Below are 23,270 nucleotides of genomic sequence, written 5' to 3'. Positions count from 1 at the left end.
GCCGAATCAGTCCATGTTCGGAATGACGAAGTGATTCTGTGCCGCAGCCTCTTTGGTGCCCGACGGCCAGCGCTGCGTGACGGTCTTGGTCTTGGTGTAGAAGCGGATCGAATCGGGTCCGTGCTGGTTCAGATCACCGAATCCCGAACGCTTCCAACCACCGAACGTGTGGTACGCGATCGGTACCGGAATCGGCACGTTGACCCCGACCATGCCCACCTGGACGCGGGAGCAGAAATCGCGTGCAGTGTCGCCGTCACGGGTGAAAATGGACACGCCGTTGCCGTATTGGTGCTCGGTGGGCAGGCGCAGCGCGTCCTCGTAGTCCTTCGCACGAACGACGATCAGGACGGGCCCGAAGATCTCTTCCTTGTAGATCCGCATGTCGGTCGTCACTCTGTCGAACAGTGTGGCGCCCGCGAAGAATCCACCCTCGTGGCCTTCGAGGCTGAAACCGCGCCCGTCGACGACCAACTCGGCACCCTCGTCGACACCGATCTGGGTGTAGTCGTTGACGCGCTTCAACGCATCGCTACCCACAAGCGGGCCGAAATCCGCGTCCTCGTCGTCGGAGCGACCGATCTTCAGCTTCGCCACCCGCTCGGTGAGCTTGGCGACGAGCGCATCCGCGGTCTCTTCACCCACCGGAACCGCGACGGAAATGGCCATGCAACGCTCGCCCGCGGAACCGTAGGCGGCACCGAGAAGGGCGTCGGCGACCTCGTCGAGATCGGCGTCGGGCATCACCAGGGCGTGGTTCTTGGCTCCACCGAAGCACTGTGCGCGCTTGCCGTGTTTCGCTGCGGTCTCGTAGATGTACTGCGCGATGGGAGTCGAGCCGACGAACCCGATCGCCTTGACGCGGTCGTCGGTGAGCAGTACGTCGACGGCGGTCTTGTCACCGTTGACGACGTTGAACACACCCGGCGGCAGTCCTGCTTCGAGGAAGAGCTCGGCGAGCTTGAGCGGGACGGACGGGTCGCGCTCGGAGGGCTTCAGGATGAACGCGTTTCCGCAGGCGATGGCCGGGCCGGCCTTCCACAGGGGAATCATCGCGGGGAAGTTGAACGGGGTGATTCCGGCTACGACGCCGAGCGGCTGACGCATCGAGTAGACGTCGATTCCGCCGCCTGCACCCTCGGTGTACTCACCCTTGAGCAGATGCGGGACGCCGACGGCGAACTCCACGACCTCGACGCCGCGCTGGATGTCGCCCTTGGCGTCGGCGATCGTCTTGCCGTGCTCGGAGGACAGCAGGCGGGCCAGTTCCTCGGTGTCGCGAGTGACGAGCGCCAGGAACTTCATCAGGACTCGCGCTCGGCGCTGCGGGTTCCACTTGGCCCATTCACGTTGGGCCTGTTCGGCATCGGCGATGACGGCCTCGACCTCGGATACGTCGGCCAGGGGAACACGGGCCTGAACCTCGCCGGTGTTGGGGTCGAACACGTCCCCGAAGTTTCCGGAGGTGCCGGCGACATGCTTGCCGCCGATGAAGTGCGTGAGTTCGCGAGCCATGGAGTTTGTCCGTCCTCGAGCGTGGAAGTGAAGTACGCCCATCCTATAGTCGGATGTCCACGTAAGTCCAGAAGTCGTCACATTCGGTCGTAGAACTGCCTCAGATCGGCACCGGCGCGACTGACCTCGGCCTCGGAGGAGCCGTCGGCGCGGAAGATTCGACGCAGGATCAACGGATCGAGATCGTCCATCGCGGGAGCGAACGACACCTGGGGAAGTTCGGGGAACGACGCGCGATCGCCGAACCAGTCATCGGGGTCGAACTCGTCGTCCCCGTCTCCGACGCCCTCGATCAGTTGATCGAGATCGACTCCACGCAGCGTCAGGATGGTGGCGGCGGATGCGTCGATGTGCTCGGCGGCGATGTACATCAGAGCCGCCGCGTGTTTGCAGGGCCACCCGTCGTCGGGGCACGTGCAGTCGAAATCGAGCTGCCCCTTGTCGTGCGGCAGCAACACCGACGCCAGCGCCTGCGGGATCGCGTTGGAGGCCAACTCGGCCAGCATCCCAGGATTCGATCGCACCCGATCGACGAGCGCGGCCACTTCACCCTTCGTCAGTGGATCCACGGTGACCGAGGCCGAGAACGGCTCGAGCTGACTGCCCTGCACCTCGCCGTATATCTGCCCGCGCTCGACCCCGAGAGTGAGCACCTGCCCTTGGCGCGCATACGTTCTACCCCGAGCGATCCGGCCCGGATCCGCGAGGTCTTCCATGGCCGCCACGAAATGCCTGCCCCACCACGTCTGTCCGAAGGCACCGCGCTTGTTTCTGGACTCGATGCCGCCCTTGGCTTTTCGACGCTTGCCGTACTGCGAGAAGTCGACCATCACTCCCCCACCGCATCCTCGCTGAGGCGGAACAGTTCCTGGAGCTCCGCGGTGTCCATCTCGGTCACCCAGTTCTCGCCGGTGCCCACCGCCAGATTCGCCAGGTCCTGCTTGGAGACGAGCATCGAGTCGATCCGTTCCTCCACGGTGCCCACGCACAGCAGTTTGCGCACCTCGACGTTCTTGCGCTGCCCGATGCGGAAGGCCCGGTCCGTCGCTTGATTCTCCACCGCCGGATTCCACCAACGATCGAGATGAACAACATGGTTGGCGGCCGTGAGGTTCAACCCGGTGCCGCCGGCCTTGAGCGAGAGCATCATGATCGGTGGACCGTCGTCGCTCTGGAACTTCTCCACCATCTCGTCGCGCTTGGCCTTGCTCACCCCGCCGTGGAGGAACGGCACCTCGGTGCCGAACCGTTCGGCGAAGTACGGTGCCACGAGCTCACCGAACTCCCGGAACTGCGTGAACAACAACGCTTTCTCGTTGTCGCCGAGAATCGAGTCGAGCATGTCCTCGACCAAGCCGATCTTGCCGGAACGATGCTGCCCCCTCTTGAGCACCGGCGAGCCGTCGGACAGAAAATGGGCGGGGTGATTGCACACCTGTTTGAGGCGAGTCAGCGCGGACAGCACCGCGCCCTTGCGCTTCATGCCCTTCGCGTCGGCGATCTGCGCCATCATCTCGTCGACGACCGCCTTGTACAGCGCAGCCTGCTCGGCCGTGAGGTTGGCGCGCACGGTCATCTCGTTCTTCTCGGGCAGATCCGAGATGACCGTCGGATCGGTCTTGACACGGCGCAGAATGAACGGCGACGTGATGGCGCGCAGACGGGAAACCGCGTTCTCGTCGTTCTCGCGCTCGATCGGAACCGAGAATCGCTTTCGGAAATCCGACGGCCTACCGAGCATGCCCGGATTGGCGAAGTCGAGAATGGACCTCAGCTCGTCGAGACGATTCTCGACCGGCGTTCCGGTGAGCGCCAGCTTGTGATCCGCGGGGATCGCGAGCGCCGCCTTGGCCTGCACGGTGCCCGAGTTCTTGATGTGTTGCGCCTCGTCGAGGACCACACGACGCCACGTCTGCTCCGCCAGCTGCGCGCGATCCTTGGCCATCAGCGCGTACGTGGTGACGATCAGATCGTGCTCGGCGATCGCCCGGTCGAGCTCCTCGTCGCGTAGTCGCGTCGGACCGTGGTGTACCAGAACCCGCAGTGCCGGAGTGAATTTCGCCGCCTCACGCTGCCAGTTGCCGACCACCGACATCGGTGCCACCAGCAGCGTAGGCGTCGAACTCTTCTCGTACGCGAGCAGTGTCAGCACCTGCAGCGTCTTGCCCAGCCCCATGTCGTCGGCGAGTACCGCCCCGAGACCGAGCCGGCTCATGAACGCGAGCCAGTCGAGTCCGCGTTGCTGATAGGGCCGCAGAGTCGCGTTCACACCGTCGGGCACTGGGATCGTCTCCGGCACCGCACCGGGCTCGAGCAACGTGGCCGCCCATCCCGAGGCACGAATGTCCTGGACCGGAGCCGGCGGTGGGTCGGCCAGAGTCATCTCGCGCATCAGCGTGCTCAGCGCAGTCCCGTCGCCGTGATGCTCGGCGACGTACTTGGCGGCTCGCGCGAGCTGACCGCCGTCCGCGAGCACCCACTGACCGCGGAGCCGCACGAGATCGCCCTTCGAGACGGCGAGCCTGCTCATCTCCGCCTCGGTGAGCACCATGTCGCCGAGTTGGAGTTGCCAGTCGTAGGACACCAGTTCGTCCATGCCGACCGCCCGATCGGCTGCCGCTTTCGTCACCGCCGGTGAATCGACGCGCAATCTCATCGACGGATCGAGCCTCGTCCAGGCCCGGGGAAGCAGAACCGTGGTTCCGGTGGCCTGCAGTGCCGTCGCACCGTGTTCGACGAGATCGATGACCACCGACGTCGGAAGCAACAGGTCCAGGGTGCCTTCCTGCGACGGCAGATCGCGCAGTCTCGGGTACGCCGCCACGGCCTCACCGAGCTTGCGGACGGCGATGGAGAGCAGCGTGGCATCGACCTTGCGGCTCATCGGAACCGGTCGCGGCGCTTCGCCGTCCGCGCGCAGACACACCTGCAGCGTCCAGTACGACTCCACTGCTTCCTCGGAGGAACTGTCGACGGCGTCGTCGTCATCGGGTTCGAGCAGCCGGAGCACCAGCGAGGGTTCGTCGACGGTGAGGCTTCCGCGCCACTTCTCGAGCAACGTCGACATCTGTTGAGTGCCATCGGCATACGGGTCGTCGCGAACCAGAGCCGACAACAGTGGATGCTCCGATTCGGGTCTACCCAGAACCGATCTGACGATCGGATCGGTGAGCTCCTCCACCATGTCGTCGAGAATCTTCTTGGGCCGCTCACCTGCGCGCTGCACCGACGGCATCGCGACGGCGAGTTCGCTGAGCCAGGCACGTTGACGCTCGCCCCCGACCAGACGCCACCGTGGCCACCACTGCCCGTCCATCAACTTCAGGGCCGGAACGACGCGACCGCCGCGGACCCAGCGTTCGATTCCGCGGGCGACATGCGCCAGGTAACGGAGGTCACCGGAGATCGCCGCGTGGTCCGGCGGCGTCCGCAACAGCAGATCGGCTCCGTCGTGCGGGGCGAGTGCGATGGCCGGAACCTGCACCGGGGCCTGCGCGGTGGCGGCGCGTCCGGGTGCCGGAAACGACACCGCAGCACGGTGCCGAAACGTTCTGGTGAGCACGTGCGCGTGGGTCGGCGGCAAGTCGGGCTCATCCCCGGTGGTGATCTCGTCGTCCCACAGCATCAGCCCGGCACCGGGAGACCAGAGACCGTGCAGCATCGGTCCATCCAATCAGCAAGCACCGACAGACTTCAGGTGAGGCGCTTCGAGCGAGTCGCTGGGTGAGGCACAGTATGTACATGATCGCGTACGGCTTCAGTGAATACGGCGGACCCGACACCGAATACCTTCTGGACCTACCCGTCGCCGAGCCGGGACCTGGCCAGATTCTCGTCGCGGTCCACGCCGCCGGCGTCAATCCCGCGGATTGGAAGGTGCGGGCGGGCAATCGCAAGGACACCGTGCCGATCACCCTGCCTGCGGTTCTCGGCCGGGAAGTATCGGGCACGGTCGTGTCGGCCGGTGCCGGTGTGGCCGACTTCTCGGTGGGCGACCACGTGTTCGGAGCCACCGCGTCGGGATACGGAGGCTATGCGCAGTACACCGTGCTCAACGCGTCGAGCACAGCCCACAAGCCCGAATCCGTGTCCTGGGCGGCCGCAGCCACTCTGCCGGTGGCCGCCGGGACCGCATACGACGCGCTGGCGCGGCTCGCCGTGGGCGCGGGTGATTCCATCCTGGTGCTCGGCGCGGGCGGCGGCGTGGGTTCGACCGTTCTGCAACTCGCGCGAGCCGACGGTATCGACGTTCTCGCAGTCGCGAGTACGGGCAAGCGGGAGTGGATCGAGAGCCTCGGAGCCGAATTTCTCGCCTCCGGCCCCGATTTCGTCGACTCGCTGTCACGACCGGTGAACGGCATCATCGATCTCGTTGGGGGCGAGAGCTTGCGCGCCGCGGCGACCGCTGTGACGGCGGGGATACCGATCGTCAGCGTTGCAGACCCGGTGCTCGCGGCGCAGTGGGGTGGTTCCGGTGTCGATCGCGACCGCACCACCGCGGCATTCGCCCGGCTGGCAGACCTGACTGCGTCGGGCATCATTCGTCCGCGTATCGACCATGTGTTCCCGCTCGAGCGTGCGGGTGAGGCTCTCGCCCTGGTCGAGGACGGGCACGTGCTCGGCAAGGTCGTGGTCGAGGTTCGCTGATGCCGGGTTCGCGGGAGCGGAGAACTGTCGGTGCGTTCCGGCACACTGCTATGACAAGGAACGACGACCGAGTACCGAGATCGACGATGGGGCGTGCGTGAGAAAGCTGTGGGTGGCGGTACTGCTGGTGATCGCTGCGGCCGTGATGGCAGTGTTCGGCTCGTGCGACCGGCCCATCGTCCCCGGTTTCTCCCCCGCCGAACCCGCTCCGGGTAGTCCCACTCGCACTCAGGTCGAGCAGTTGCTCGCGCAGGTTCGCGTGGTCGCCGCCAGGCCCGACGCCCTCGGCTACGAGCGCGGATGCAAGAGCGGCGAAGGGTGTGTGTTCGGCCCGGCGTGGACGGACGACTACGACGGGCCGGGTGGTCACGACGGCTGCGGTACCCGCGACAACGTCCTGGCGCTGTCGATGACGGAAGTCGAGTTCCGGGCCGGCACCCGCGACTGCGTCGTGCTGTCGGGTTCGCTCGCAGATCCGTACTCCGGTGAGCCGATGCAGTTCACCAAGGCCGATGCCGGAAAGATTCAGATCGATCACGTCTACCCCCTGTCCGCCGCGTGGGACATGGGCGCGAACACGTGGTTGCCCGACAAGCGAATTCGGTTCGCCAACGACGTGGCGTTCAATCTGCTCGCGGTCAACGGAGCCGACAATCAGAGCAAGAGCGACAAGACACCCTCGCAATGGTTACCGCCGAACGAGGCCTACCACTGCTTCTACGCGGGAAAATACCTGTCGGTCGCCGCCCAGTACGAGTTGCCGATCACCCAGGCCGATCAGGGTGTTCTCGCTTCGGTCGCCTCGACGTGCGCGGCGTAAAGTCTCAGCGATGGCACCAGCACACGCGCGCAGCTTCCTCGACCGTGAGACACAGCTCTGCATGTCCCTGTCCGGCCGACCGAGCAACATCGGAACACGCTTTCACAACTATCTCTACGACGAGTTGGACCTGAACTTCGTCTACAAGGCGTTCACCACCACCGACCTCGCCGCAGCGGTGGGAGGCGTTCGCGCGCTGGGCATTCGAGGCTGCGCCGTCTCCATGCCGTTCAAGGAAGATGTCATCGAATTGGTCGACGTGATGCACGAGTCCGCCAGCGCGATCGAATCCGTCAACACGATCGTCAACGAGAACGGCGTCCTGCACGCATACAACACCGACTACCAGGCCGTCGCGAACCTACTCGGCGCGAGTGGATTCTCGACCGACTACTCGGTGGCCGTCACCGGCAGCGGCGGTATGGCCAAAGCTGTCGTTGCCGCGCTGCGGGATTCGGGTTACACCCGGGGTACCGTCGTCGCCCGCAACTCGAACACCGGCCCTGCCCTCGCCGAGACCTACGGCTACGACTGGTCCGCCGAAGCGGTGGGCGCAGACCTGCTGGTGAACGTGACCCCGGTGGGTATGGCCGGTGGACCGGACGCTGATTCGGCACCGTTCACCGACGAGCAGATCGACGCGGCGAAAGCCGTGTTCGACGTCGTCGCCATGCCGTCGGAGACGCCCCTGATCGTCGCCGCTCGGGCCGCCGACAAACCCGTGATCACCGGCGCTCAGGTCATCGCCCTGCAGGCGGCAGAACAGTTCGTCCTCTACACCGGAGTCCGGCCGTCGGACGAACAGATCGCGCGCGCATCGGAGTTCTCGCGCAGGTGACTCACAGGTGCTGCCACCGGGGCTTGTTGGCGTAGGCGTACCGGTAGTACTCCGCGAGTGCGAGCGACGACGCCGCGGCCTCGTCCAACAGCACCGTTGCGTGCGGGTGCCATTGAACGGCCGACGCCGGACAGTACGCCGACAGCGGTCCCTCGACGGCCGCCGCCACCGCGTCCGCTTTCGACTCCCCCGTTGCGATCAACACGAGGTGGCGCGCCTCGTCGATGGTGCCCAGCCCCTGCGTCAGTACGTGATGCGGTACGTCCTCGGGAGAATCGAAGAACCGGGCATTGTCGACGCGCGTCTGTTCGGTCAGCGTCTTCACCCGCGTCCGCGACTTCAGTGAAGATCCGGGCTCGTTGAAGCCGATGTGCCCGTCGGTGCCGATTCCGAGGATCTGGACATCGACGCCACCTGCGGCCGCGATCGCGGCGTCGTACCGCTGCGCCTCTGCCGCTATGTCGTCCGCTTCGCCGTCGGGCGAGAAGACCGCGGCGTCGTCCAGGTCGACGTGGTCGACGAAGTTGTCTCGAATGAACGAGAAGTACGACTGCTCAGCGGCTTTCGGCAGTCCGATGTACTCGTCGAGGAGGAAGGCGCGACAGTGCGCGAACGACAGGCCGTCCTCCCGATGCCGCCGCGCCAATTCGCGATACGTGCCCACCGGGGTCGATCCGGTTGCGAGGCCCAGTACAGGAGTGGAGCCGGCGGAACGACCCAGGGGCGCAGGAGTGGAGCCGGCGGAACGGCACAGGTTGCCGGTGGAGCCGGCTCGTACTACTCGTTCGACGATGTCGGCGGCCGTTCGATCCACTGCGTCGACCCCCTCTAGGATCACTACCTCCATCTAGCTGTCCTCTCCGATTGCAGTTCCGCCTCTGATCACCTGCAGTGGCTCGAACGCCGCGTCGACCACCAGGACGTCGGCTCTCATGCCCTGTTCGAGGCAACCGATCTCGGAGTCGAGGCCGATCGAGGCTGCCGGAGTCGACGATGCAGCCCGCACGGCCTCGACCAGGGGCACGCCGGCGTCCAGCACGGCTCGGCGCACCAGGTCCAGCACGGTAGCGGTTCCGCCTGCAATCGGAGCGGTCTCGTTGTCTGCGTCGCGGGACAACCGTGCAACCGCGTGGTGGACGGTCACATCCAGTGGGCCGAGTCGATAGCGACCGTCCGGCATGCCGGCTGCGGCCATCGCGTCGGACACCAGCGCGATCCGTGCGCCGCCGACGAGATCGAACACCGCACGCACGGTCTCGTCGGCGAGATGCACTCCGTCGCCGATCAATTCGAGCACCATCACGCTGCGTGCCGCGGCCGCCAGGCACTCGCTCACCGGGCCCGGCGACCGATGATGCCAGGTCGGCATTCCGTTGAACAGGTGCGTTGCAGTCATGGGGCCGTTCCCCAACGACTCGATACCGCGTCGGGTGGTGAGCGCGTCGGCGTCCGTGTGCCCGATGCTCGGCAGTATTCCGTTCTCCCGCAACATCTCTGCGATGACCGCGAACCCGTCGATCTCGGGTGCCAGGGTCATCGACCGCACCGCGCCGCGGCCCGCGTCCAGTAGGTCGCGGAGCAGTCCGGGATCTCCACTGCGCAGCGAGGCCGGATCCTGTGCGCCGCAGCGTGCGACGGCGAGAAACGGCCCCTCGAGGTGGACGCCTGCGATGTCACCGGATTCGTACAGATCGGCCAACAGCGACGTCTGCGCGATCAGCCGATCCGGCGGTGCCGACACCAGTGAGGCGAGCATCGTCGTGGTCCCGCGAGAGCGGTGATGCCGTACCGCCGTCATGAGATCGACGGCCGGTGAATCCGGAAACGACGCCCCAGCTCCACCGTGGCAGTGCAGATCGACCAACCCGGGGAGGATCGTCGAATTCGTTTGCGGTACGGCCTCACCGGGCCACGCCGATGTCGGCCCGACCCACGAGATCCGGTCTCCCGTCGATGCGACGACGCCGTCCTCGATCACTCGGTCGCGCGTGACGACCCGTCCGCGGTGCGTCGTCGCAGTGGATGCGGTCATGCTCGATCGGGTTCGAGCACGGCGTCGTCCTCACGTCCGGGGGTGCGCAGGTTCCACTTCTTGATGACGAAGCTGAACAGGAAGTAGTAGATCACCGCGTACACCAGGCCGATCGGAATGAGGAGCCATGCCTTGGTGGCGATTCCGTAGTTCAGCAGGTAGTCGATGCCACCGGCGGAGAAGAAGAAGCCGTCGTGGATTCCGAGGGCATTGGTCAACGCCATCGAGGTTCCGGTCAACACTGCGTGGATGATGTAGAGCGGCCAGGCCACGAACATGAACGAGTATTCGAGCGGCTCGGTGATTCCGGTGACGAAGGCAGTCAGGCCGGTGGACAACATGATTCCGCCGACGATCTTCTTCTGCGACGGCTTGGCGTTGCGGTAGATCGCGAATGCCGCAGCGGGGAGGGCGAACATCATGATCGGGAAGAATCCGGTCATGAACACTCCGGCGGACGGGTCGCCGGCGAAGAACCGGTTCAGATCGCCGCGGACCAATTGACCGCTTGCATCCTGGTAGTCCCCCACCAGGAACCAGACGACGGAGTTCAGAATGTGGTGCAGCCCGGTGGGAATGAGCATGCGGTTGGCGAAGCCGTAGATTCCGCTGCCCACCACACTGTGGTCGGCGACGGTGTTGCCCACCCATTGTAGAGCGCTGTAGAAGAGTGGGTACACGAACGACATGATCACGGCGACGACGAGTCCGGTGATCGCCGTCATGATCGGCACCAGACGACGGCCGCTGAAGAAGCCGAGATAGTCCGGCAGCTTCTGGCGATAGAAACGCTGCCAGAGAATTGCCGAGAGCAGTCCGATGACGATTCCTGCCAACACGCCGTAGTCGATCACGGCCGGGTCACCGTTGGCATCGACCTCTCCGTCGAGCACGACCGGCGACATTGCCGTGAAGACGCCGTTCATCACCATGTAGCCGACCACCGCTGCGAGCGCGGTCGAACCATCGGACTTCTTGGCCCAGCCGATGGCGATACCGACCGCGAAGATGAGGGGAAGCCAGGTGAAAACCGACTGACCGGCGGCGGAGATGACCGCAGCAGTGGTCTCCAGTGCGCTGAATCTCCCCAGCAGGTCGTCCTGACCGAGCCGCAGGAGAATTCCGGCGGCAGGCAGAACAGCGATCGGCAGCATGAGGCTGCGACCGAACCGCTGCAGCCCGGCCAATGATCGTGATTCCTTCTTCGGCTCGGTATCGATCGAGTCCGTCTTCTTCGGGGTCATGGCGACCTTCTCTTCGAGGCTGGTCCTTCGAGGGCGATTTCGCTGTTGTGACCGGATGCCATCAGGGGTACTGTCCGGTCATTACCAGTTGTAGTTTGGCCAGGTGGCAGGCTCGTGTCAACCCGGCCGTGTGATCCACCCGACAGATACAAGCCGACAGAAAGCGAGAATCCACATGTCCAAAGCGGACGCGATCGTCGAAGGCCTCGGCGGTGCCGACAACATCGTCGAGATCGAAGCGTGCATCACTCGGCTGCGCACCGAGGTGAAGGACGGGTCGTTGGTGAACGAGGCGGCGCTCAAGGCGGCAGGTGCCCACGGCGTATTTCACAAGGGAACCGCCGTTCAGGTCATCGTCGGTCCCGAAGCGGACACGCTCGCCGAAGACATCGGCGACATCCTGTGAGCACAAGGACGATCCTCAGCCCGGTTGCCGGGCAGGTCATCTCGCTCGCCGACGTGCCCGACCCGGTGTTCTCGGCGCAGATGGTCGGCTCCGGTGTCGCGCTACGCCCGGCTCCGAGCGACGGGTCCGTCGAGGTTCGTTCACCGGTCGCGGGCACGATTCTCAAACTTCACCCGCACGCGTTCGTCGTCTTCACCGAGGACAAGGCGGGCGTGTTGGTGCACATCGGCATCGACACCGTGAAGATGAAGGGCGCGGGCTTCGAACTCGTTGCAGCAGAGGGCGATCGAGTCGAGGCCGGCGACCTCGTCGTCACCTACGATCCCGCAGCGATCGCGGCGGCGGGCTACTCGGATGTCGTTCCGGTGGTGTTGATGGATTCGAAGCCGGATTCGGTCACGAGTGCGAGCATCGACGACACCGTGGCAGTGGGCGACCTTCTGTTCGAGCTGCCCTGATCTCACCGACGCTGCGGGGTGCGTCGCCCGCCTTCGACTTCCATCGACAGTTGATACCGATCGCAGCGGTACCAGCTCTCGGTATGTTCGAGCGGCTCGTCGCCGCTGAAGGAGACACGGTCGAAGTACAGCACGGGGGCACCGCGCTTGGTGCCGAGCAGGGTGGCGGTATCACTGTCTGCTGCAGTGGCTTTGACGGTCTGCTCGGCCCGGTCGATGGTCAATCCGTAATGGATCTGCACGGCCTCGTACACCGATTTGCTCAGGTCGTGCTCGATGAAGCCGGGGAGCAGGGAAGCCCGGTACCACGCATCGTCGACGCTGACCGGTTCGGCGTCGGCCAGTCGTAGACGCTTGACGTGGTAGGTCTGTTCTCCGTCGGCCAGGCCGAGGGCGCGAGTCGTTGCCGCCGAAGGGCTTTCGAGCCGTGCGAACAGCACCACCGTGGTAGGCGTCAATCCTTGCGCGCGCATCTCCTCCGAGAACGACGCCAGGTGCAAACGAGACTGCACGGTGCGACTGGCCACGAACGTGCCCTTGCCACGCACCCGAACCAGGTGTCCGTCGTTGACGAGCTGGCCGATGGCCTCGCGGACGGTGATGCGGCTGACGCCGTAGTCCTCCATCAGTTTTCGCTCGCTGGGCATCAGATCGCCGGGCTGCAACTCCTTGGTGCAGCGGTGCAACAGAATCGCGCGAAGCTGTTCGTGCTTCGGAACCTGACTGTCCCTCAGATGTACGGGCATCACCACTGCGCCGGCCTTTCCGTCACTCGCCGACCCAGCGGTACGGACTGGTCCGGTCCAACCCAAAGACTACGTCACGTCGACCGTGCCCCGACAGCGTTCGGCCACCGACTCGGAGCGCCGACCCGGCTCGACGGGAAACGACGCGACAGGCGACGGCCCACAGTGCATCATCGTCAGTCGTGACCACTGCCGACGCCGCCGACAGACCGACGCCGCTCTCGACCCCCATCAGCGCGGGAATCGTGGCCTCACTGGTCGGCTTCACCAGCTCGTTCGCCGTCGTGCTGACGGGCCTGCGGGCGGTAGGGGCCAGCCCGACCGAGGCGGCCTCCGGATTGCTGGCGCTGTGTGTCACCCAGGCCGTGGGCATGATGTGGCTCGCGCGCAGATACAGACAGCCCATCACGCTGGCGTGGTCGACGCCGGGCGCTGCGCTGCTCGCCGGAACCGGCATGGTGGTCGGAGGGTGGCCCGCCGCAGTGGGTTCGTTCGTCACTGTTGGGGTGCTGATCGTCCTGACCGGCCTGTGGCCACGACTCGGCGCCGCGGTCTCGAAGATCCCGATACCACTCGCTCAGGCGATGTTGGCCGGAGTGCTGCTACCGCTGTGCGCGGCACCGGTCGTTGCATTTGCCGACTCACCCGCCCGGATAGCTCCGGTGGTACTCGTCTGGCTCCTGGTACTTCGATTCAACGCGCGATGGGCGGTTCCCGCTGCGTTCCTCGCGGCGGCTGCAGTCATCGCAGCGGACTTGATCGGCGGCGGCACACCCATCGCGGCATCCGATCTGATTCCTCGGATCGACTGGACGATTCCGCACTGGACGTGGCAGGCGACCGTCGGTATCGCGGTGCCGCTGTACATCGTCACCATGGCGTCGCAGAACATCCCGGGCACCACCGTCATGGCGTCGTTCGGCTACCGAATTCCTTGGCGTGCGTCGATGACCGTCACCGGAACCGGAACCGTCCTCGGGGCTTTCGCGGGTGGGCACACGATCAACCTCGCCGCGATCAGCGCTGCGCTCGCGGCGAATCCCGGTGCCCATCCGGACCCGAAGCGGCGTTGGGTCGCGGCTTTCTCCGCGGGCTCCTCGTATCTGGTGTTGGCGCTGCTGTCCGCGGCACTGGCAACCCTGGTTGCCGCAGCGCCTGCAGGCGTGGTCGAAACCGTTGCCGGACTTGCCTTGTTGGCAACTCTCGCGGCGTCGTTGTTCGGTGCACTCGAACATGCATCGGACAGGGAGGCGACCGTTCTGACGTTCCTCGTCGCCGCTTCCGGCCTGACATTCGCAGGAATCGGCTCCGCATTCTGGGCACTGGTGGTCGGGCTGGTGGTCCGTGCGATCCTGCGTCGTCGGTCCCCGGCGACGCCCGCTCCCGACGCCACTGGTTAGGGTCACGTTCATGACCGATCAGGTGAACCCAGGGCCGGAGTTGTCGCACGCATCGGACTTTCCGGCTCTGTGGCCCGTGACGACGCGATGGGACGACAACGACCACTACGGCCACGTCAACAACGTCACCTACTACGCGTATTTCGATACCGCCGTCAACGGTTGGTTGATGGAGACGACGGGACTCGATATCCGGACACTGCCGGCGATCGGAGTCGTCGCCGAAACCTCGTGCCGCTACCTGTCCGAGCTGAGCTTTCCGGATCGCCTTCAGGTGGGCTTGGCCGTCGAGAAGCTGGGCACACGAAGCATCGTGTACTCGCTCGGGTTGTTCCGCGAGGCCGGCGACGATGCGTTGGAGTTGGCGGCGAGGGGTCGATTCGTACACGTGTACGTCGATGGGGTCACCCGTAAGCCGGTGGCGATTCCGCCCGAAATCGAGAGCGCAGCGCGCACTTTGGTGATCGGGACCGCGTCGAGCTGACCGACTAGAGGCCGATCTCGTCGGCCGTACGCAATGCCCTGGTGACGATGTCGTCGATGAGCGTCGTGGTCGGCCCGCCTGCCACGGCCCGGTTTCGCGAGTCGGCTTCCATCCGCCGCATGACGCCTTCGGCGATGATCGAGAGCTTCCACAGCGCCAACACCTGCCAGAATCCGACGTCGGAGACGTCGCGCCCGGTGTGCTGCGCATACGACTCGACAAGCTCGGCCCTGGTGGGAAAGCCCGGCAGAGTCGACGCCATGAACGGACCGGCGACCCCGTCGTCGGCTTGCGGCCAGTAGGCCAGCAGACCGCCGAGGTCCGCCAACGGATCTCCGAGTGTGCACAGCTCCCAGTCGACGACCGCCGCGACACGGCCGTCTTCGCGGGCCGTGATGACGTTGCTGAGGTGGAAGTCGCCGTGCACCAGGGTCACCTCGTGCTGCGGAGGAATCCCCGCTGCCAATCGAGTTGCCAGCGAATCGATACCGGGTACGTCGCGAGTGCGCGAGGATTGCCACTGCTTCGTCCACCGGGCGAGTTGGCGAGCGGCGTACGGTTTGTGACTGGCCAGATCTGCCAGACCCGCGGAGTCGAGATCGACGCGGTGGATGTCGGACAGCGCCACCGTGAGGCCGAGTCCGATGCGGCGTCGGTGATCGGGGTCGAGTTGTTCGGCTGCCGCCACCGAGTCGACGACGATCCCGTCGACGAAACTCATCAGCACGAGCGGGACCTCGGACACCGAAGGATCCTCGGTGATCGCAATCATCTTCGGAACCGGCACCGCCGTGTTCTGCAGGCCGGACAGAATTCGATGTTCGCGCACGACATCGTGTGCGGAGGCCAGCAGATGCCCCAGTGGTGGACGTCGAAGCACCCAGTTACTGCCACCGGCGTCGCGGACGGCGTAGGTGAGATTGGACTGACCGTTGCCGATCCGCTGGAAGGTGAGGGGCGAGGTTGCGCCTATCCCCAATCCTGCGATCCAGGTCGATACTGCGTCTTCGTCCAGTCCCACTGCGCCCATACAGAACCCTCACTTCGCCGCGCGACACCGTTGTCGACTGCCGTCATCGGAATTCGACCGATAGTAGCGAAGCGGAACCTGCCCTGATGCGAAAGACTCCGGGCCCGGGACGAGTCAGCTGGCGCGCACGAACGCGGGGACCAGATCCGGTGCTGCGGCCGGCACCGCTGCGCCGCGCTTGGCGGCGATTTCGTCCACTTCACCGATCAGCATTGCGACCAGCGTCTCCGGTTGGAACGCCCACACCGAGGAGATGTTGCGCACCTCGGCCGGAGCGAAGAGGCCGCTGTTGGTCAGCGCATCGATCCACTCGGCGACGGCCTCGGCGGTGGGCTCGGGCACCGTGGATCGGTCGAGAGAGTCCGCCTCGAACTCGTTGCAAAAGAAGGCGCGGACCATGTCGAGCTGTCCCTGAGACATTGCGGTCATGTTCTTCTCCTTCGAGTGTCCGGCGTCCGTAGTTGTCGAATACCCCGTGCCGACGGGTTACGACGGGTAGCACGGTCCGTTTCCAGATCGTTATCGTTCGGGCTGTAACGGTCGAATGCGGGTTTCCGATGCGGCTGAAACTACGCCTTTCCGGTGGGTCTCGCCCAGGGTGAACTGGACTATGTGAGTATCGTCACACAGATTTACCCATCCGATCAACGCTTTGCAACGAAGCCATAGTTCGCTTTACGAACTGCTGTGACGGGGAACAATGCGAGTACAAACGCCCAGCTGAGAGGGCCGAGGCCCGACCCGGGGTGCTGTTCGGCACTCGGACATGAGCACCACCGAATCGAATCCACTCCGCTCCGTTGCAGGTCAGAGGATTGTTCGGACGCATGAAAACATGCTCGTGCACCTGCATTTGACGCTGAAACAAACTTCGAGAATTTGACGAGGCGGACTCTGCCCCTCGACGATTCATGGTTCCGCACACGCGACCCGGTGTGATCGAATCGTTACCAGAGCAGTGATCAGCCGGTTCCCAAGTTCCTCACATCCTCCGTTCAGCAGGTTCTGGCACCGTGGCACCCATGCCACCACCGAGCCTGGACTCCGGACCGATTCGCGCGTCGACCGACGCAGAGACGACTGCGCTGCCGTCCAGCACCTCGAGCCGCAGACGCAGGCGAGCCGTCATCGCGCGCTCGGCCGTGTCAGGCGCCTCTGCGGTCCTGCTGCTGATCTTCCTGATGTGGGCACCGCACCTCGCAACCACGACGTCCTGGGAATCGACCCCGGCCGCGGCACTGGCCGCTCATCTACTCGATGCGATCGATGTGACCGCGGTGTTGATCGCCGTAGCCGCGCTCGCCGTCGTGGCGCTGATACGCAAGCTGCCGTACGGAATCGGGGTGGTGATCGCCTGCACCGTCGGTGCCGTCGTGACCAGTGCGATCGCTCGCGAGATCATGGGAGCGTCGATGCCGTCCGCAGACCTTCCTAGCGGTCAACTCGTCGCCGTGGCCTCGCTGCTTGGAGCTGCATCCATGGTGGCGTCCGCGGCGTGGCGGCCCGTGATCCTCGGTCTGGGAACCGTCGCAACACTCGCGGTGGCGGCGGCCGCCCTGATCGTCGGATCCGCGTCCATTACCGGCATCGTGAGCGCCGCATCGATCGTGTTCGTGTGGTGGCCGGCGTGCTCGATCGTCATGCTCTTCTCGCCCGATGCAGCTGCCCGTGAAGCGCGCAACCCGATCGATACGGCCGCTCTGGCCGTTCGACGCAAGACGGGGCGCTCCCGGTGACGAACAACCGGAGCGCCCCATCGGTACTGCTGACTGCCCGTGACTAGAGAGCCTTGAGCTCCTCGGTCACCTCCGAAACCGATTTCTTCGCGTCGCCGAACAGCATCGAGGTTCCCTCGGCGAAGAACAACGGGTTCTCGATGCCTGCGAATCCGGACGACATCGACCGCTTGAGAACGATGACCGACTTCGACTGATCGACGTTCAGGATCGGCATCCCGTGAATCGGGCTCGACGGATCGTTGCGCGCCGCCGGGTTCGTGACGTCGTTCGCGCCGATGACCAACGTGACGTCGGTACGGGCGAACTCGTCGTTGATGTCGTCCATCTCCTTCATCGCGTCGTATGCGACGTCGGCTTCGGCAAGGAGCACGTTCATGTGCCCGGGCATGCGACCGGCGACGGGGTGAATGGCGTATTTGACCTCGACGCCTTTCGATTCCAGCAGCTTGGCCATGTCCTTGACCGCGTGCTGCGCCTGCGCAACGGCGAGGCCGTATCCGGGAACGACGATGACCTGGTTGGCGTACGCCATCTGGATAGCAGCGTCGGCTGCGGAGGTGGCCTTCGCCGTTCCGCCGCCTGCACCCGCAGGACCTGCAGCAGCGTCGCCCCCGCCGAATCCACCGGCGACGATCGCCGGAATGGAACGGTTCATGGCCTTGGCCATCAGGTTGGTCAGGATCGTGCCGGACGCGCCGACGATCATGCCGGCGACGATCATCGCAGTGTTGTTGAGCGCCAGGCCTGCGGCCGCCGCAGACAGACCGGTCAGAGCGTTGAGCAGCGAGATGACGACCGGCATGTCTGCGCCGCCGATGGGCAGCACGACCGTCAGACCGAGAATTCCGGCGAGTACGAGAACCGCTACGATCCACCACTGCGACACCCCGCCGCCCGGAGTGGCGTTGATGCCGATGACCACGGCGGCGCCCACAGCACCGATCAGCAGCAGAGCATTGAGCGGCTGCTGCAACTTGCCGATGGTGATGGGCGAGCCGGGCAGGGTCTCCTGCAGCTTGAGGAACGCGATCAGCGATCCCCAGAACGAGATCGACCCGATGATGGCCGCGAACAGCGACCCGATGACGATGTGGACCGTCGGCGATTCACCGTGCTTGAAGTTCGAGAATCCCGACGTGTCGAGGAATTCCGCCCACGCGATCAGCGCAACCGTTCCACCGCCGACGCCGTTGAACAGGGCCACCAACTGTGGCATCGCGGTCATCTTCACTCGGCGAGCAGGCGGGATACCGAGCGCGACGCCGACGACCAGGCCGACGACGATCAGAATCCAGTTTTCGGTATCGCGAACAGAGATCAACGTCGCCACGACGGCGAGGAACATGCCGACAGCGGCGATCTGGTTGCCACGCACGGCTGTCTTCGGTCCGGTCAGACCCATCAGTCCGTAGATGAACATGCCGAAGGCGACGATGTAGAGAATGTTGACGAGATTGTCCATCAGGAGTCAGCACCCTTCGTGGCCTTGGCGGGAACGGGCTTGGACTTGAACATGCCGAGCATGCGGTCGGTGACCACGAATCCACCGATGACGTTGACCGTTCCGAACACGAGAGCGACGAACAGGATGACCTGCAGGCCGATGGACGGATCCTCGACCTTGCCGAGCACCACCAGGGCACCGAGCACGACGATGCCGTGGATGGCATTGGTTCCCGACATCAACGGGGTGTGCAAGGTGTTGGGCACCTTGGAGATCACCGCGAAGCCGACGAACCCGGACAGCACCAGGATCGCGATGTTCGCGAGCAGCGGGGTGTACATCAGTTCTCCTTCTCACGTGTCACGCAGGCACCGGCGAGAACCTCGTCCGAGAAATCCGGAGCGAGCTTGCCGTCGACCAACATGAGTTCGAGCAATGCCGAGATGTTCTTCGAGTACAGCTCGCTGGCGTGCTCGGGCATCGAGGCCGGCAGGTTCAACGGGGAGCAGATGGTGACGTCGTGCTTGACGACGGTCTCGCCGGGCTCGGTGAGTTCACAGTTGCCACCGGTTTCCCCTGCGAGGTCGACCACGACGCTGCCCGGCTTCATGCCCTCGACGGCCGCGGCCGTGACCAATCGCGGGGCAGGGCGTCCGGGAACCAACGCGGTCGTGATGACCACGTCGAATCCCTTGATGGCCTCTTCGAGAGCCTTCTGCTGTTGCACCCGCTCGTCTTCGGTCAGCTCACGCGCGTATCCGCCCTCGCCAGCGGCGTCGATCCCCAGATCCAGCCACTGCGCGCCGACGGATCGAACCTGATCTGCCACCTCCGGACGCACGTCGTATCCGGTGGGGCGGCCGCCGAGACGCTTCGCGGTGGCGAGCGCCTGCAGACCTGCCACGCCGACGCCCAGCACCAGCACGGTAGCGGGCTTGACGGTGCCCGCAGCGGTGGTGAGCATCGGGAAGAACCGGGTGGACTCCGACGCTGCCAACAGCACGGCCTTGTAGCCGGCGACGTTGGCCTGAGAGGACAGTGCGTCCATCACCTGCGCCCGTGAGATCCGCGGGATCGCCTCGACGGCGAAAGCCTGTACTCCGGCCGCCTTCAACGCCCCGATGCTGTTCTCCGCGTTGCGCGGTGCCAGAAATCCGATGAGCGTCGAACCCGACGTCAGCTTGGCGATCTCGGCGTCGGACGGCGGCGCGACCTTCACCACGACGTCGGCCGACCATGGATCACCGATGGTCGCTCCGGCGGCGACGTACAACTCGTCGGGAATCAGAGCGCCGAGACCGGCGCCGGACTCGACGACGATCTCGACGCCCTTGCCCGCCAGGGAGGCAACGATCTTGGGCACCAGAGCGACACGACGTTCGCCCTCCCCCGATTCCCGAACCACACCGACGACAGTCGTGGATCCCGAACCCTTCTCAGTGCTCTGCGATGTATCCAAATCTCCGTCTTCCTGCGTTGAATGGTGTCCACGAATCGACCAACGGCTCCGAGCCTGCGACGAGCGGACGAACCCATGCGACAAGGCACAAGGTCCCTGATAGTAGCCAGAGGAGACAGACCGCGGGTAGCCCGGAACACAGTCCGATTCGTTCTGAATCGAGTCCGTTTCGACATTCCTCGGCCACGGGGAGCGCAATTGTGATGCGCGCCATATGGGTCTATCGGTGATGAACGGACCCTACAGTGACAACCGTGGAACCTTGCATCTTCTGTGCCATCGTCGCGGGCGACGCTCCCGCGCATCGCGTGTTCGAGAACGACCATGCTGTCGCGTTTCTCGACATTCGGCCGGTCACTCGCGGCCACCTGCTCGTCGTTCCGCGCGAGCACGCCACCGATCTGAATGCGACCCACCCGGACGCGGCCGCAGACGTGTTTCGCGTCGGGCACACGCTGGCGCGCGCGGTCCGGCACTCGGACCTGCGCGCCGACGGAGCCAATCTCGTGATCAACGACGGTAAGGCCGCATTTCAGACGGTCTTCCACCTGCATCTGCACGTGGTGCCTCGTTGGCATCGGGACCGCTTCCGGTTCGCGGCCGGCTTCGTGACACGTCGTCTGAGTGAGCCCGAGCGTGTCGCGGACGCCGTTCGTGTCGGGTTGGCCCGGCTCGATGGCGAACCGACGGCATGAAGCTGTTCCTGTCGTCGTACCGATTCGGTGGCCACTCCGACGCTTTCGTCGAGCTCACCGGCCCACCGTCCGATCTCGCCGTGATTGCGAACGCATCGGACGCGTGGCCGCGCGCCGCTCGCGAATCCTCGCTCACAAGCGAGTTCGTTCCGCTGCGGGCGCTCGGGTATCGGCCTGCCGAGCTGGATCTGCGCGAGTACGTGGGTCGGTCCGCTGCTCTCGAGCGCGCCCTCGACGACTTCGGCGCGGTGTGGGTTCGCGGGGGCAATACGTTCGTCCTGCGCGCTCAACTCGCCCGCTCGGGCGCAGACGAGGTCATCGCCGAGCGTGTTCGGCGAGGATCGATCGTGTACGGCGGATACAGCGCGGGCGCGTGTGTTGCCGCACCGTCGTTGATCGGCGTCGAGGACGCGGACGACCCCGGCGAGGTTCGGCCCGCGACAGGTATCGATCCGGTGTGGACCGGACTGGGCCTGGTCGGTTTCTCGATCGTCCCGCACCTGAATTCCGTTCTGGACGAGAATGATTCAGGGCATGCAACGATGCAGCGCCTGCGCAGGGACGGCATCGACTGCCGTGGGTTGACCGACGAACAGGCCATCGTCGTCGATGCGTCGGGAACGCGTGTGCTCGGTAGTTGACCGTCCTTCGGCCCGGGCGAGTCTTCAGCCCAGGCGAGCAAGTGGAGCGAGTCGGTCCAGCGAGGACCACGCCAGCGAGCACCGTCTGGCGGTCATTTCGTCCGCATCGAGTACCAGCATGTCGAACAACTGGCGAGGGGCCTGATGCCACGAGTCGGCAATCTGCGCGATGGCTGCTCGATCGAAGAGCCCCGATTGTGTCAACGCCTGAACCCACTCGTCGATCTCGCCTCGGTGAATGCGCTCGATGGTGTCGTATTCGATTCCGCCCCCGAGAAATTCGTACGAGAACATCGCGGCCACGTAGTTCCAGGAGTCACTTCCGGGATCGATCATGGTGCAGCCTCCTTGTCGACTCGCACCGCGTGGAGTGCGAGGTTCGCTGCGCTGGACGCTAGCGTGGCGAACTACAAATTTACGTGTCGACGACGCATCGATCTGGTAACGCCTGAGGCTGGTGTTACTGATGTGACTCTCTTCCATCAAACGCTCACCCTCTCCCCGACAGGGTGGGTAAAGTCCGAGTTCGTGCGCACTCGAGCCGTTGCAGCCTTGATCGCTGCGGTCGCATTCGGGCTGGTCGGATGCTCGAACACGCCGGCCACCGAGGCCGGTCCGGATACGTCCGAGACGGCCGACCGGCCCATCACCGAAGAACTCTTCGTCGGTGAATGCGGCTCGATGGACGACGCCGAAGTGCAGGAACTCACGGCCGTATCCGACCTGACGGCGGTGTCCGAGAACGCCATTCGTTGCCGCTGGGAATCCGCGAGCGGCGCGTACGCGATGTTCACCTGGTACCGCGGCAGCCCCATCGACCGAGAGAGTACCGTGGCCGAGGCCGTCGGTCGCACCATCGAGCGCATCGATGTGGACGGTCACCCTGGATTCACCGCCGCGGCGTCGGGAGCGTCGTGCGAGGCCGGAGTCGAGAACGGAGACGGCTTCGTGCACTGGTCCGTCAACTTCGTGGTCGACGGCCCCCGCGATTCCTGCGACGTCGTCGAGGATCTGGCCAGAACCACGATCTCGAAGGCGAAGTAGCCCGATGTCGACATTCCGCTCCGCCGATTCCACCCGCCGCGTCGTCGCCGCTGTCCTCGTCACTGCGGCCGTCGGTACCGGATGCACCACCACCGTGACCGGTACGGCCGTGCCCGCTCGATCCGGCGGCAGTGGGCAGTTCGACAAGCTGCTCGAGGAGTGCATCGCCGTCCCCGATCCCACCATCGCCGAAACAGTGGGTGCCGACCTCGTCGAGCAGTACTTCTACGGTGCAGTGTGCATGTGGACCGGCATCGGCGGCGGCGGACTCATCGATGTGACTTTCGCCTGGTTCGAGAACGATGCACTACCGCGCGAGCGAGACCTGGCCGATCGGCTCGGCTACGCGACCGAAGACGTCGCCGTTGCCGGCACCACGGCGTTCCTGTCACGACGGCCGGACGATCCGTCGTCGTGCGGAATCAGCGCGGCGTACTCGGGTGTCATCACTTGGTGGGTGCAGTACCGAGGCGCCAGTCCGGCCGACCCGTGCGCCGCCGCCACCGAACTCGCAGAACTGACGCTGCAACGCAATCAGTGACCGAGCGCCGACCGGCCCCGACTCCACCGCACACGCGGCCGTGACACACTCGAGTGGCGACGGTCACAACTTCGATGTGAGGAGACC

Annotated in this window: 25 protein-coding genes; 12 read left to right on the top strand and 13 right to left on the bottom strand. The window is 65.1% G+C overall.

The window, feature by feature from the left end:
• Positions 1-6 precede the first annotated feature (6 nt).
• The 3 genes from R3P93_RS22935 to R3P93_RS22925 form a co-directional block, all read right to left on the bottom strand.
• On the bottom strand, positions 7-1,515 hold the full coding sequence (locus R3P93_RS22935) for a CoA-acylating methylmalonate-semialdehyde dehydrogenase (RefSeq protein ID WP_317534200.1): 1,509 nt from the start codon (positions 1,513-1,515) through the stop codon (positions 7-9).
• A gap of 77 nt (positions 1,516-1,592) precedes the next feature.
• Complete coding sequence (locus R3P93_RS22930) at positions 1,593-2,345, bottom strand: SWIM zinc finger family protein (RefSeq protein ID WP_317534199.1); 753 nt, start codon at positions 2,343-2,345, stop codon at positions 1,593-1,595.
• Positions 2,345-5,176: a DEAD/DEAH box helicase gene (locus tag R3P93_RS22925; RefSeq protein ID WP_317534198.1), complete on the bottom strand. Its 2,832-nt coding sequence runs from the start codon at positions 5,174-5,176 to the stop codon at positions 2,345-2,347. Before R3P93_RS22925 ends, R3P93_RS22930 begins: the two co-directional genes overlap by 1 nt.
• A gap of 80 nt (positions 5,177-5,256) precedes the next feature.
• On the opposite strand from R3P93_RS22925, the gene R3P93_RS22920 reads away from it, so the two are divergent.
• The 3 genes from R3P93_RS22920 to R3P93_RS22910 all read left to right on the top strand — a co-directional run bounded on the left by R3P93_RS22920 (position 5,257) and on the right by R3P93_RS22910 (position 7,820).
• Positions 5,257-6,162 (top strand): NADP-dependent oxidoreductase, encoded by a 906-nt coding sequence (locus tag R3P93_RS22920; RefSeq protein ID WP_094688161.1) that lies wholly within the window; start codon positions 5,257-5,259, stop codon positions 6,160-6,162.
• Positions 6,163-6,259: 97 nt separating this feature from the next.
• Complete coding sequence (locus R3P93_RS22915; RefSeq protein WP_317534197.1) at positions 6,260-6,982, top strand: HNH endonuclease family protein; 723 nt, start codon at positions 6,260-6,262, stop codon at positions 6,980-6,982.
• 10 nt (positions 6,983-6,992) lie between these two features.
• Complete coding sequence (locus R3P93_RS22910; protein ID WP_094669477.1) at positions 6,993-7,820, top strand: shikimate 5-dehydrogenase; 828 nt, start codon at positions 6,993-6,995, stop codon at positions 7,818-7,820.
• A gap of 1 nt (position 7,821) precedes the next feature.
• Here R3P93_RS22910 and nagB read toward each other — a convergent pair whose 3' ends face one another.
• The 3 genes from nagB to R3P93_RS22895 are packed head-to-tail and all read right to left on the bottom strand — an operon-like array spanning position 7,822 to position 11,096.
• Complete coding sequence (nagB, locus tag R3P93_RS22905; protein WP_317534196.1) at positions 7,822-8,667, bottom strand: glucosamine-6-phosphate deaminase; 846 nt, start codon at positions 8,665-8,667, stop codon at positions 7,822-7,824.
• Complete coding sequence (locus R3P93_RS22900) at positions 8,668-9,852, bottom strand: N-acetylglucosamine-6-phosphate deacetylase (protein ID WP_317534195.1); 1,185 nt, start codon at positions 9,850-9,852, stop codon at positions 8,668-8,670. It abuts the gene before it with no gap.
• Positions 9,849-11,096: a PTS transporter subunit EIIC gene (locus R3P93_RS22895; protein WP_068048343.1), complete on the bottom strand. Its 1,248-nt coding sequence runs from the start codon at positions 11,094-11,096 to the stop codon at positions 9,849-9,851. The genes R3P93_RS22900 and R3P93_RS22895 overlap by 4 nt, the downstream gene beginning before the upstream one ends.
• A gap of 175 nt (positions 11,097-11,271) precedes the next feature.
• Between R3P93_RS22895 and R3P93_RS22890 the strand changes: the two genes are divergently transcribed.
• Complete coding sequence (locus R3P93_RS22890; protein ID WP_032393491.1) at positions 11,272-11,502, top strand: glucose PTS transporter subunit EIIB; 231 nt, start codon at positions 11,272-11,274, stop codon at positions 11,500-11,502.
• Positions 11,499-11,960 (top strand): PTS sugar transporter subunit IIA, encoded by a 462-nt coding sequence (locus R3P93_RS22885; RefSeq protein WP_149408051.1) that lies wholly within the window; start codon positions 11,499-11,501, stop codon positions 11,958-11,960. The genes R3P93_RS22890 and R3P93_RS22885 overlap by 4 nt, the downstream gene beginning before the upstream one ends.
• A gap of 2 nt (positions 11,961-11,962) precedes the next feature.
• Here the strand turns inward: R3P93_RS22885 and R3P93_RS22880 are convergent, their stop codons facing one another.
• A complete protein-coding gene (locus R3P93_RS22880) occupies positions 11,963-12,706 on the bottom strand; it encodes a GntR family transcriptional regulator (protein WP_394855349.1) in 744 nt (247 codons plus the stop codon).
• A 182-nt stretch (positions 12,707-12,888) separates the two neighbouring features.
• Here R3P93_RS22880 and R3P93_RS22875 point away from each other — a divergent pair, with 182 nt between their 5' ends.
• Together R3P93_RS22875 and R3P93_RS22870 are read left to right on the top strand one after the other, a co-directional pair.
• Positions 12,889-14,106 (top strand): benzoate/H(+) symporter BenE family transporter, encoded by a 1,218-nt coding sequence (locus R3P93_RS22875; RefSeq protein WP_149408052.1) that lies wholly within the window; start codon positions 12,889-12,891, stop codon positions 14,104-14,106.
• Between the two features lie 10 nt (positions 14,107-14,116).
• Positions 14,117-14,590 carry an acyl-CoA thioesterase gene (locus R3P93_RS22870; RefSeq protein WP_149408053.1) on the top strand — a complete coding sequence of 158 codons (474 nt, stop codon included), beginning with the start codon at positions 14,117-14,119 and terminating at the stop codon, positions 14,588-14,590.
• Positions 14,591-14,594: 4 nt separating this feature from the next.
• Here the strand turns inward: R3P93_RS22870 and R3P93_RS22865 are convergent, their stop codons facing one another.
• Complete coding sequence (locus R3P93_RS22865; protein ID WP_094669475.1) at positions 14,595-15,620, bottom strand: phosphotransferase family protein; 1,026 nt, start codon at positions 15,618-15,620, stop codon at positions 14,595-14,597.
• A gap of 114 nt (positions 15,621-15,734) precedes the next feature.
• Positions 15,735-16,049 (bottom strand): hypothetical protein, encoded by a 315-nt coding sequence (locus tag R3P93_RS22860; protein WP_317534194.1) that lies wholly within the window; start codon positions 16,047-16,049, stop codon positions 15,735-15,737.
• A 593-nt stretch (positions 16,050-16,642) separates the two neighbouring features.
• Between R3P93_RS22860 and R3P93_RS22855 the strand changes: the two genes are divergently transcribed.
• The gene (locus tag R3P93_RS22855; RefSeq protein ID WP_317534193.1) at positions 16,643-17,356 is read left to right on the top strand and encodes a hypothetical protein; all 714 of its coding nucleotides are present in this window, start codon (positions 16,643-16,645) and stop codon (positions 17,354-17,356) included.
• 43 nt (positions 17,357-17,399) lie between these two features.
• On the opposite strand, the gene R3P93_RS22850 is transcribed toward R3P93_RS22855, so the two are convergent.
• Genes R3P93_RS22850 through R3P93_RS22840 form a run of 3 tightly spaced genes read right to left on the bottom strand, consistent with a single transcriptional unit; the run spans position 17,400 to position 20,262 of the window.
• Positions 17,400-18,821: an NAD(P)(+) transhydrogenase (Re/Si-specific) subunit beta gene (locus R3P93_RS22850; RefSeq protein ID WP_149408056.1), complete on the bottom strand. Its 1,422-nt coding sequence runs from the start codon at positions 18,819-18,821 to the stop codon at positions 17,400-17,402.
• Positions 18,821-19,144, bottom strand: coding sequence for an NAD(P) transhydrogenase subunit alpha (locus R3P93_RS22845; protein WP_068048360.1), 324 nt, complete (start codon positions 19,142-19,144; stop codon positions 18,821-18,823). Before R3P93_RS22845 ends, R3P93_RS22850 begins: the two co-directional genes overlap by 1 nt.
• The gene (locus R3P93_RS22840; protein ID WP_068048363.1) at positions 19,144-20,262 is read right to left on the bottom strand and encodes a Re/Si-specific NAD(P)(+) transhydrogenase subunit alpha; all 1,119 of its coding nucleotides are present in this window, start codon (positions 20,260-20,262) and stop codon (positions 19,144-19,146) included. Before R3P93_RS22840 ends, R3P93_RS22845 begins: the two co-directional genes overlap by 1 nt.
• Positions 20,263-20,507: 245 nt before the next feature.
• Between R3P93_RS22840 and R3P93_RS22835 the strand changes: the two genes are divergently transcribed.
• Positions 20,508-20,957, top strand: a complete 450-nt coding sequence (locus R3P93_RS22835; RefSeq protein ID WP_394855348.1) for an HIT family protein — start codon at positions 20,508-20,510, stop codon at positions 20,955-20,957.
• Positions 20,954-21,598 carry a Type 1 glutamine amidotransferase-like domain-containing protein gene (locus R3P93_RS22830; RefSeq protein WP_317534192.1) on the top strand — a complete coding sequence of 215 codons (645 nt, stop codon included), beginning with the start codon at positions 20,954-20,956 and terminating at the stop codon, positions 21,596-21,598. The genes R3P93_RS22835 and R3P93_RS22830 overlap by 4 nt, the downstream gene beginning before the upstream one ends.
• Positions 21,599-21,622: 24 nt before the next feature.
• Here the strand turns inward: R3P93_RS22830 and R3P93_RS22825 are convergent, their stop codons facing one another.
• Positions 21,623-21,934 (bottom strand): hypothetical protein, encoded by a 312-nt coding sequence (locus tag R3P93_RS22825; RefSeq protein WP_068048371.1) that lies wholly within the window; start codon positions 21,932-21,934, stop codon positions 21,623-21,625.
• Positions 21,935-22,126: 192 nt separating this feature from the next.
• Here R3P93_RS22825 and R3P93_RS22820 point away from each other — a divergent pair, with 192 nt between their 5' ends.
• Positions 22,127-22,642 (top strand): DUF3558 domain-containing protein, encoded by a 516-nt coding sequence (locus R3P93_RS22820; protein WP_317534191.1) that lies wholly within the window; start codon positions 22,127-22,129, stop codon positions 22,640-22,642.
• 4 nt (positions 22,643-22,646) lie between these two features.
• Positions 22,647-23,183 carry a DUF3558 domain-containing protein gene (locus R3P93_RS22815; protein ID WP_269595612.1) on the top strand — a complete coding sequence of 179 codons (537 nt, stop codon included), beginning with the start codon at positions 22,647-22,649 and terminating at the stop codon, positions 23,181-23,183.
• Positions 23,184-23,270: the final 87 nt, after the last annotated feature.

This window comes from Rhodococcus cerastii, from assembly GCF_033042195.1.
Classification (GTDB): Bacteria; Actinomycetota; Actinomycetes; order Mycobacteriales; family Mycobacteriaceae; genus Rhodococcoides.
Note: the sequence above shows the minus strand (reverse complement) of the source record. Positions and strands in the feature narration are given on the sequence as shown.

Coding starts and splice junctions, on each gene's coding strand:
- R3P93_RS22935 (WP_317534200.1), bottom strand. CDS start 1,515: ATGGCTCGCGAACTCACGCACTTCATCGGCGGCAAGCATGTCGCCGGC.
- R3P93_RS22930 (WP_317534199.1), bottom strand. CDS start 2,345: ATGGTCGACTTCTCGCAGTACGGCAAGCGTCGAAAAGCCAAGGGCGGC.
- R3P93_RS22925 (WP_317534198.1), bottom strand. CDS start 5,176: ATGCTGCACGGTCTCTGGTCTCCCGGTGCCGGGCTGATGCTGTGGGAC.
- R3P93_RS22920 (WP_094688161.1), top strand. CDS start 5,257: ATGATCGCGTACGGCTTCAGTGAATACGGCGGACCCGACACCGAATAC.
- R3P93_RS22910 (WP_094669477.1), top strand. CDS start 6,993: ATGGCACCAGCACACGCGCGCAGCTTCCTCGACCGTGAGACACAGCTC.
- nagB (WP_317534196.1), bottom strand. CDS start 8,667: ATGGAGGTAGTGATCCTAGAGGGGGTCGACGCAGTGGATCGAACGGCC.
- R3P93_RS22900 (WP_317534195.1), bottom strand. CDS start 9,852: ATGACCGCATCCACTGCGACGACGCACCGCGGACGGGTCGTCACGCGC.
- R3P93_RS22895 (WP_068048343.1), bottom strand. CDS start 11,096: ATGACCCCGAAGAAGACGGACTCGATCGATACCGAGCCGAAGAAGGAA.
- R3P93_RS22890 (WP_032393491.1), top strand. CDS start 11,272: ATGTCCAAAGCGGACGCGATCGTCGAAGGCCTCGGCGGTGCCGACAAC.
- R3P93_RS22880 (WP_394855349.1), bottom strand. CDS start 12,706: ATGCCCGTACATCTGAGGGACAGTCAGGTTCCGAAGCACGAACAGCTT.
- R3P93_RS22870 (WP_149408053.1), top strand. CDS start 14,117: ATGACCGATCAGGTGAACCCAGGGCCGGAGTTGTCGCACGCATCGGAC.
- R3P93_RS22865 (WP_094669475.1), bottom strand. CDS start 15,620: ATGGGCGCAGTGGGACTGGACGAAGACGCAGTATCGACCTGGATCGCA.
- R3P93_RS22860 (WP_317534194.1), bottom strand. CDS start 16,049: ATGACCGCAATGTCTCAGGGACAGCTCGACATGGTCCGCGCCTTCTTT.
- R3P93_RS22855 (WP_317534193.1), top strand. CDS start 16,643: ATGCCACCACCGAGCCTGGACTCCGGACCGATTCGCGCGTCGACCGAC.
- R3P93_RS22850 (WP_149408056.1), bottom strand. CDS start 18,821: ATGGACAATCTCGTCAACATTCTCTACATCGTCGCCTTCGGCATGTTC.
- R3P93_RS22845 (WP_068048360.1), bottom strand. CDS start 19,144: ATGTACACCCCGCTGCTCGCGAACATCGCGATCCTGGTGCTGTCCGGG.
- R3P93_RS22830 (WP_317534192.1), top strand. CDS start 20,954: ATGAAGCTGTTCCTGTCGTCGTACCGATTCGGTGGCCACTCCGACGCT.
- R3P93_RS22825 (WP_068048371.1), bottom strand. CDS start 21,934: ATGATCGATCCCGGAAGTGACTCCTGGAACTACGTGGCCGCGATGTTC.
- R3P93_RS22815 (WP_269595612.1), top strand. CDS start 22,647: ATGTCGACATTCCGCTCCGCCGATTCCACCCGCCGCGTCGTCGCCGCT.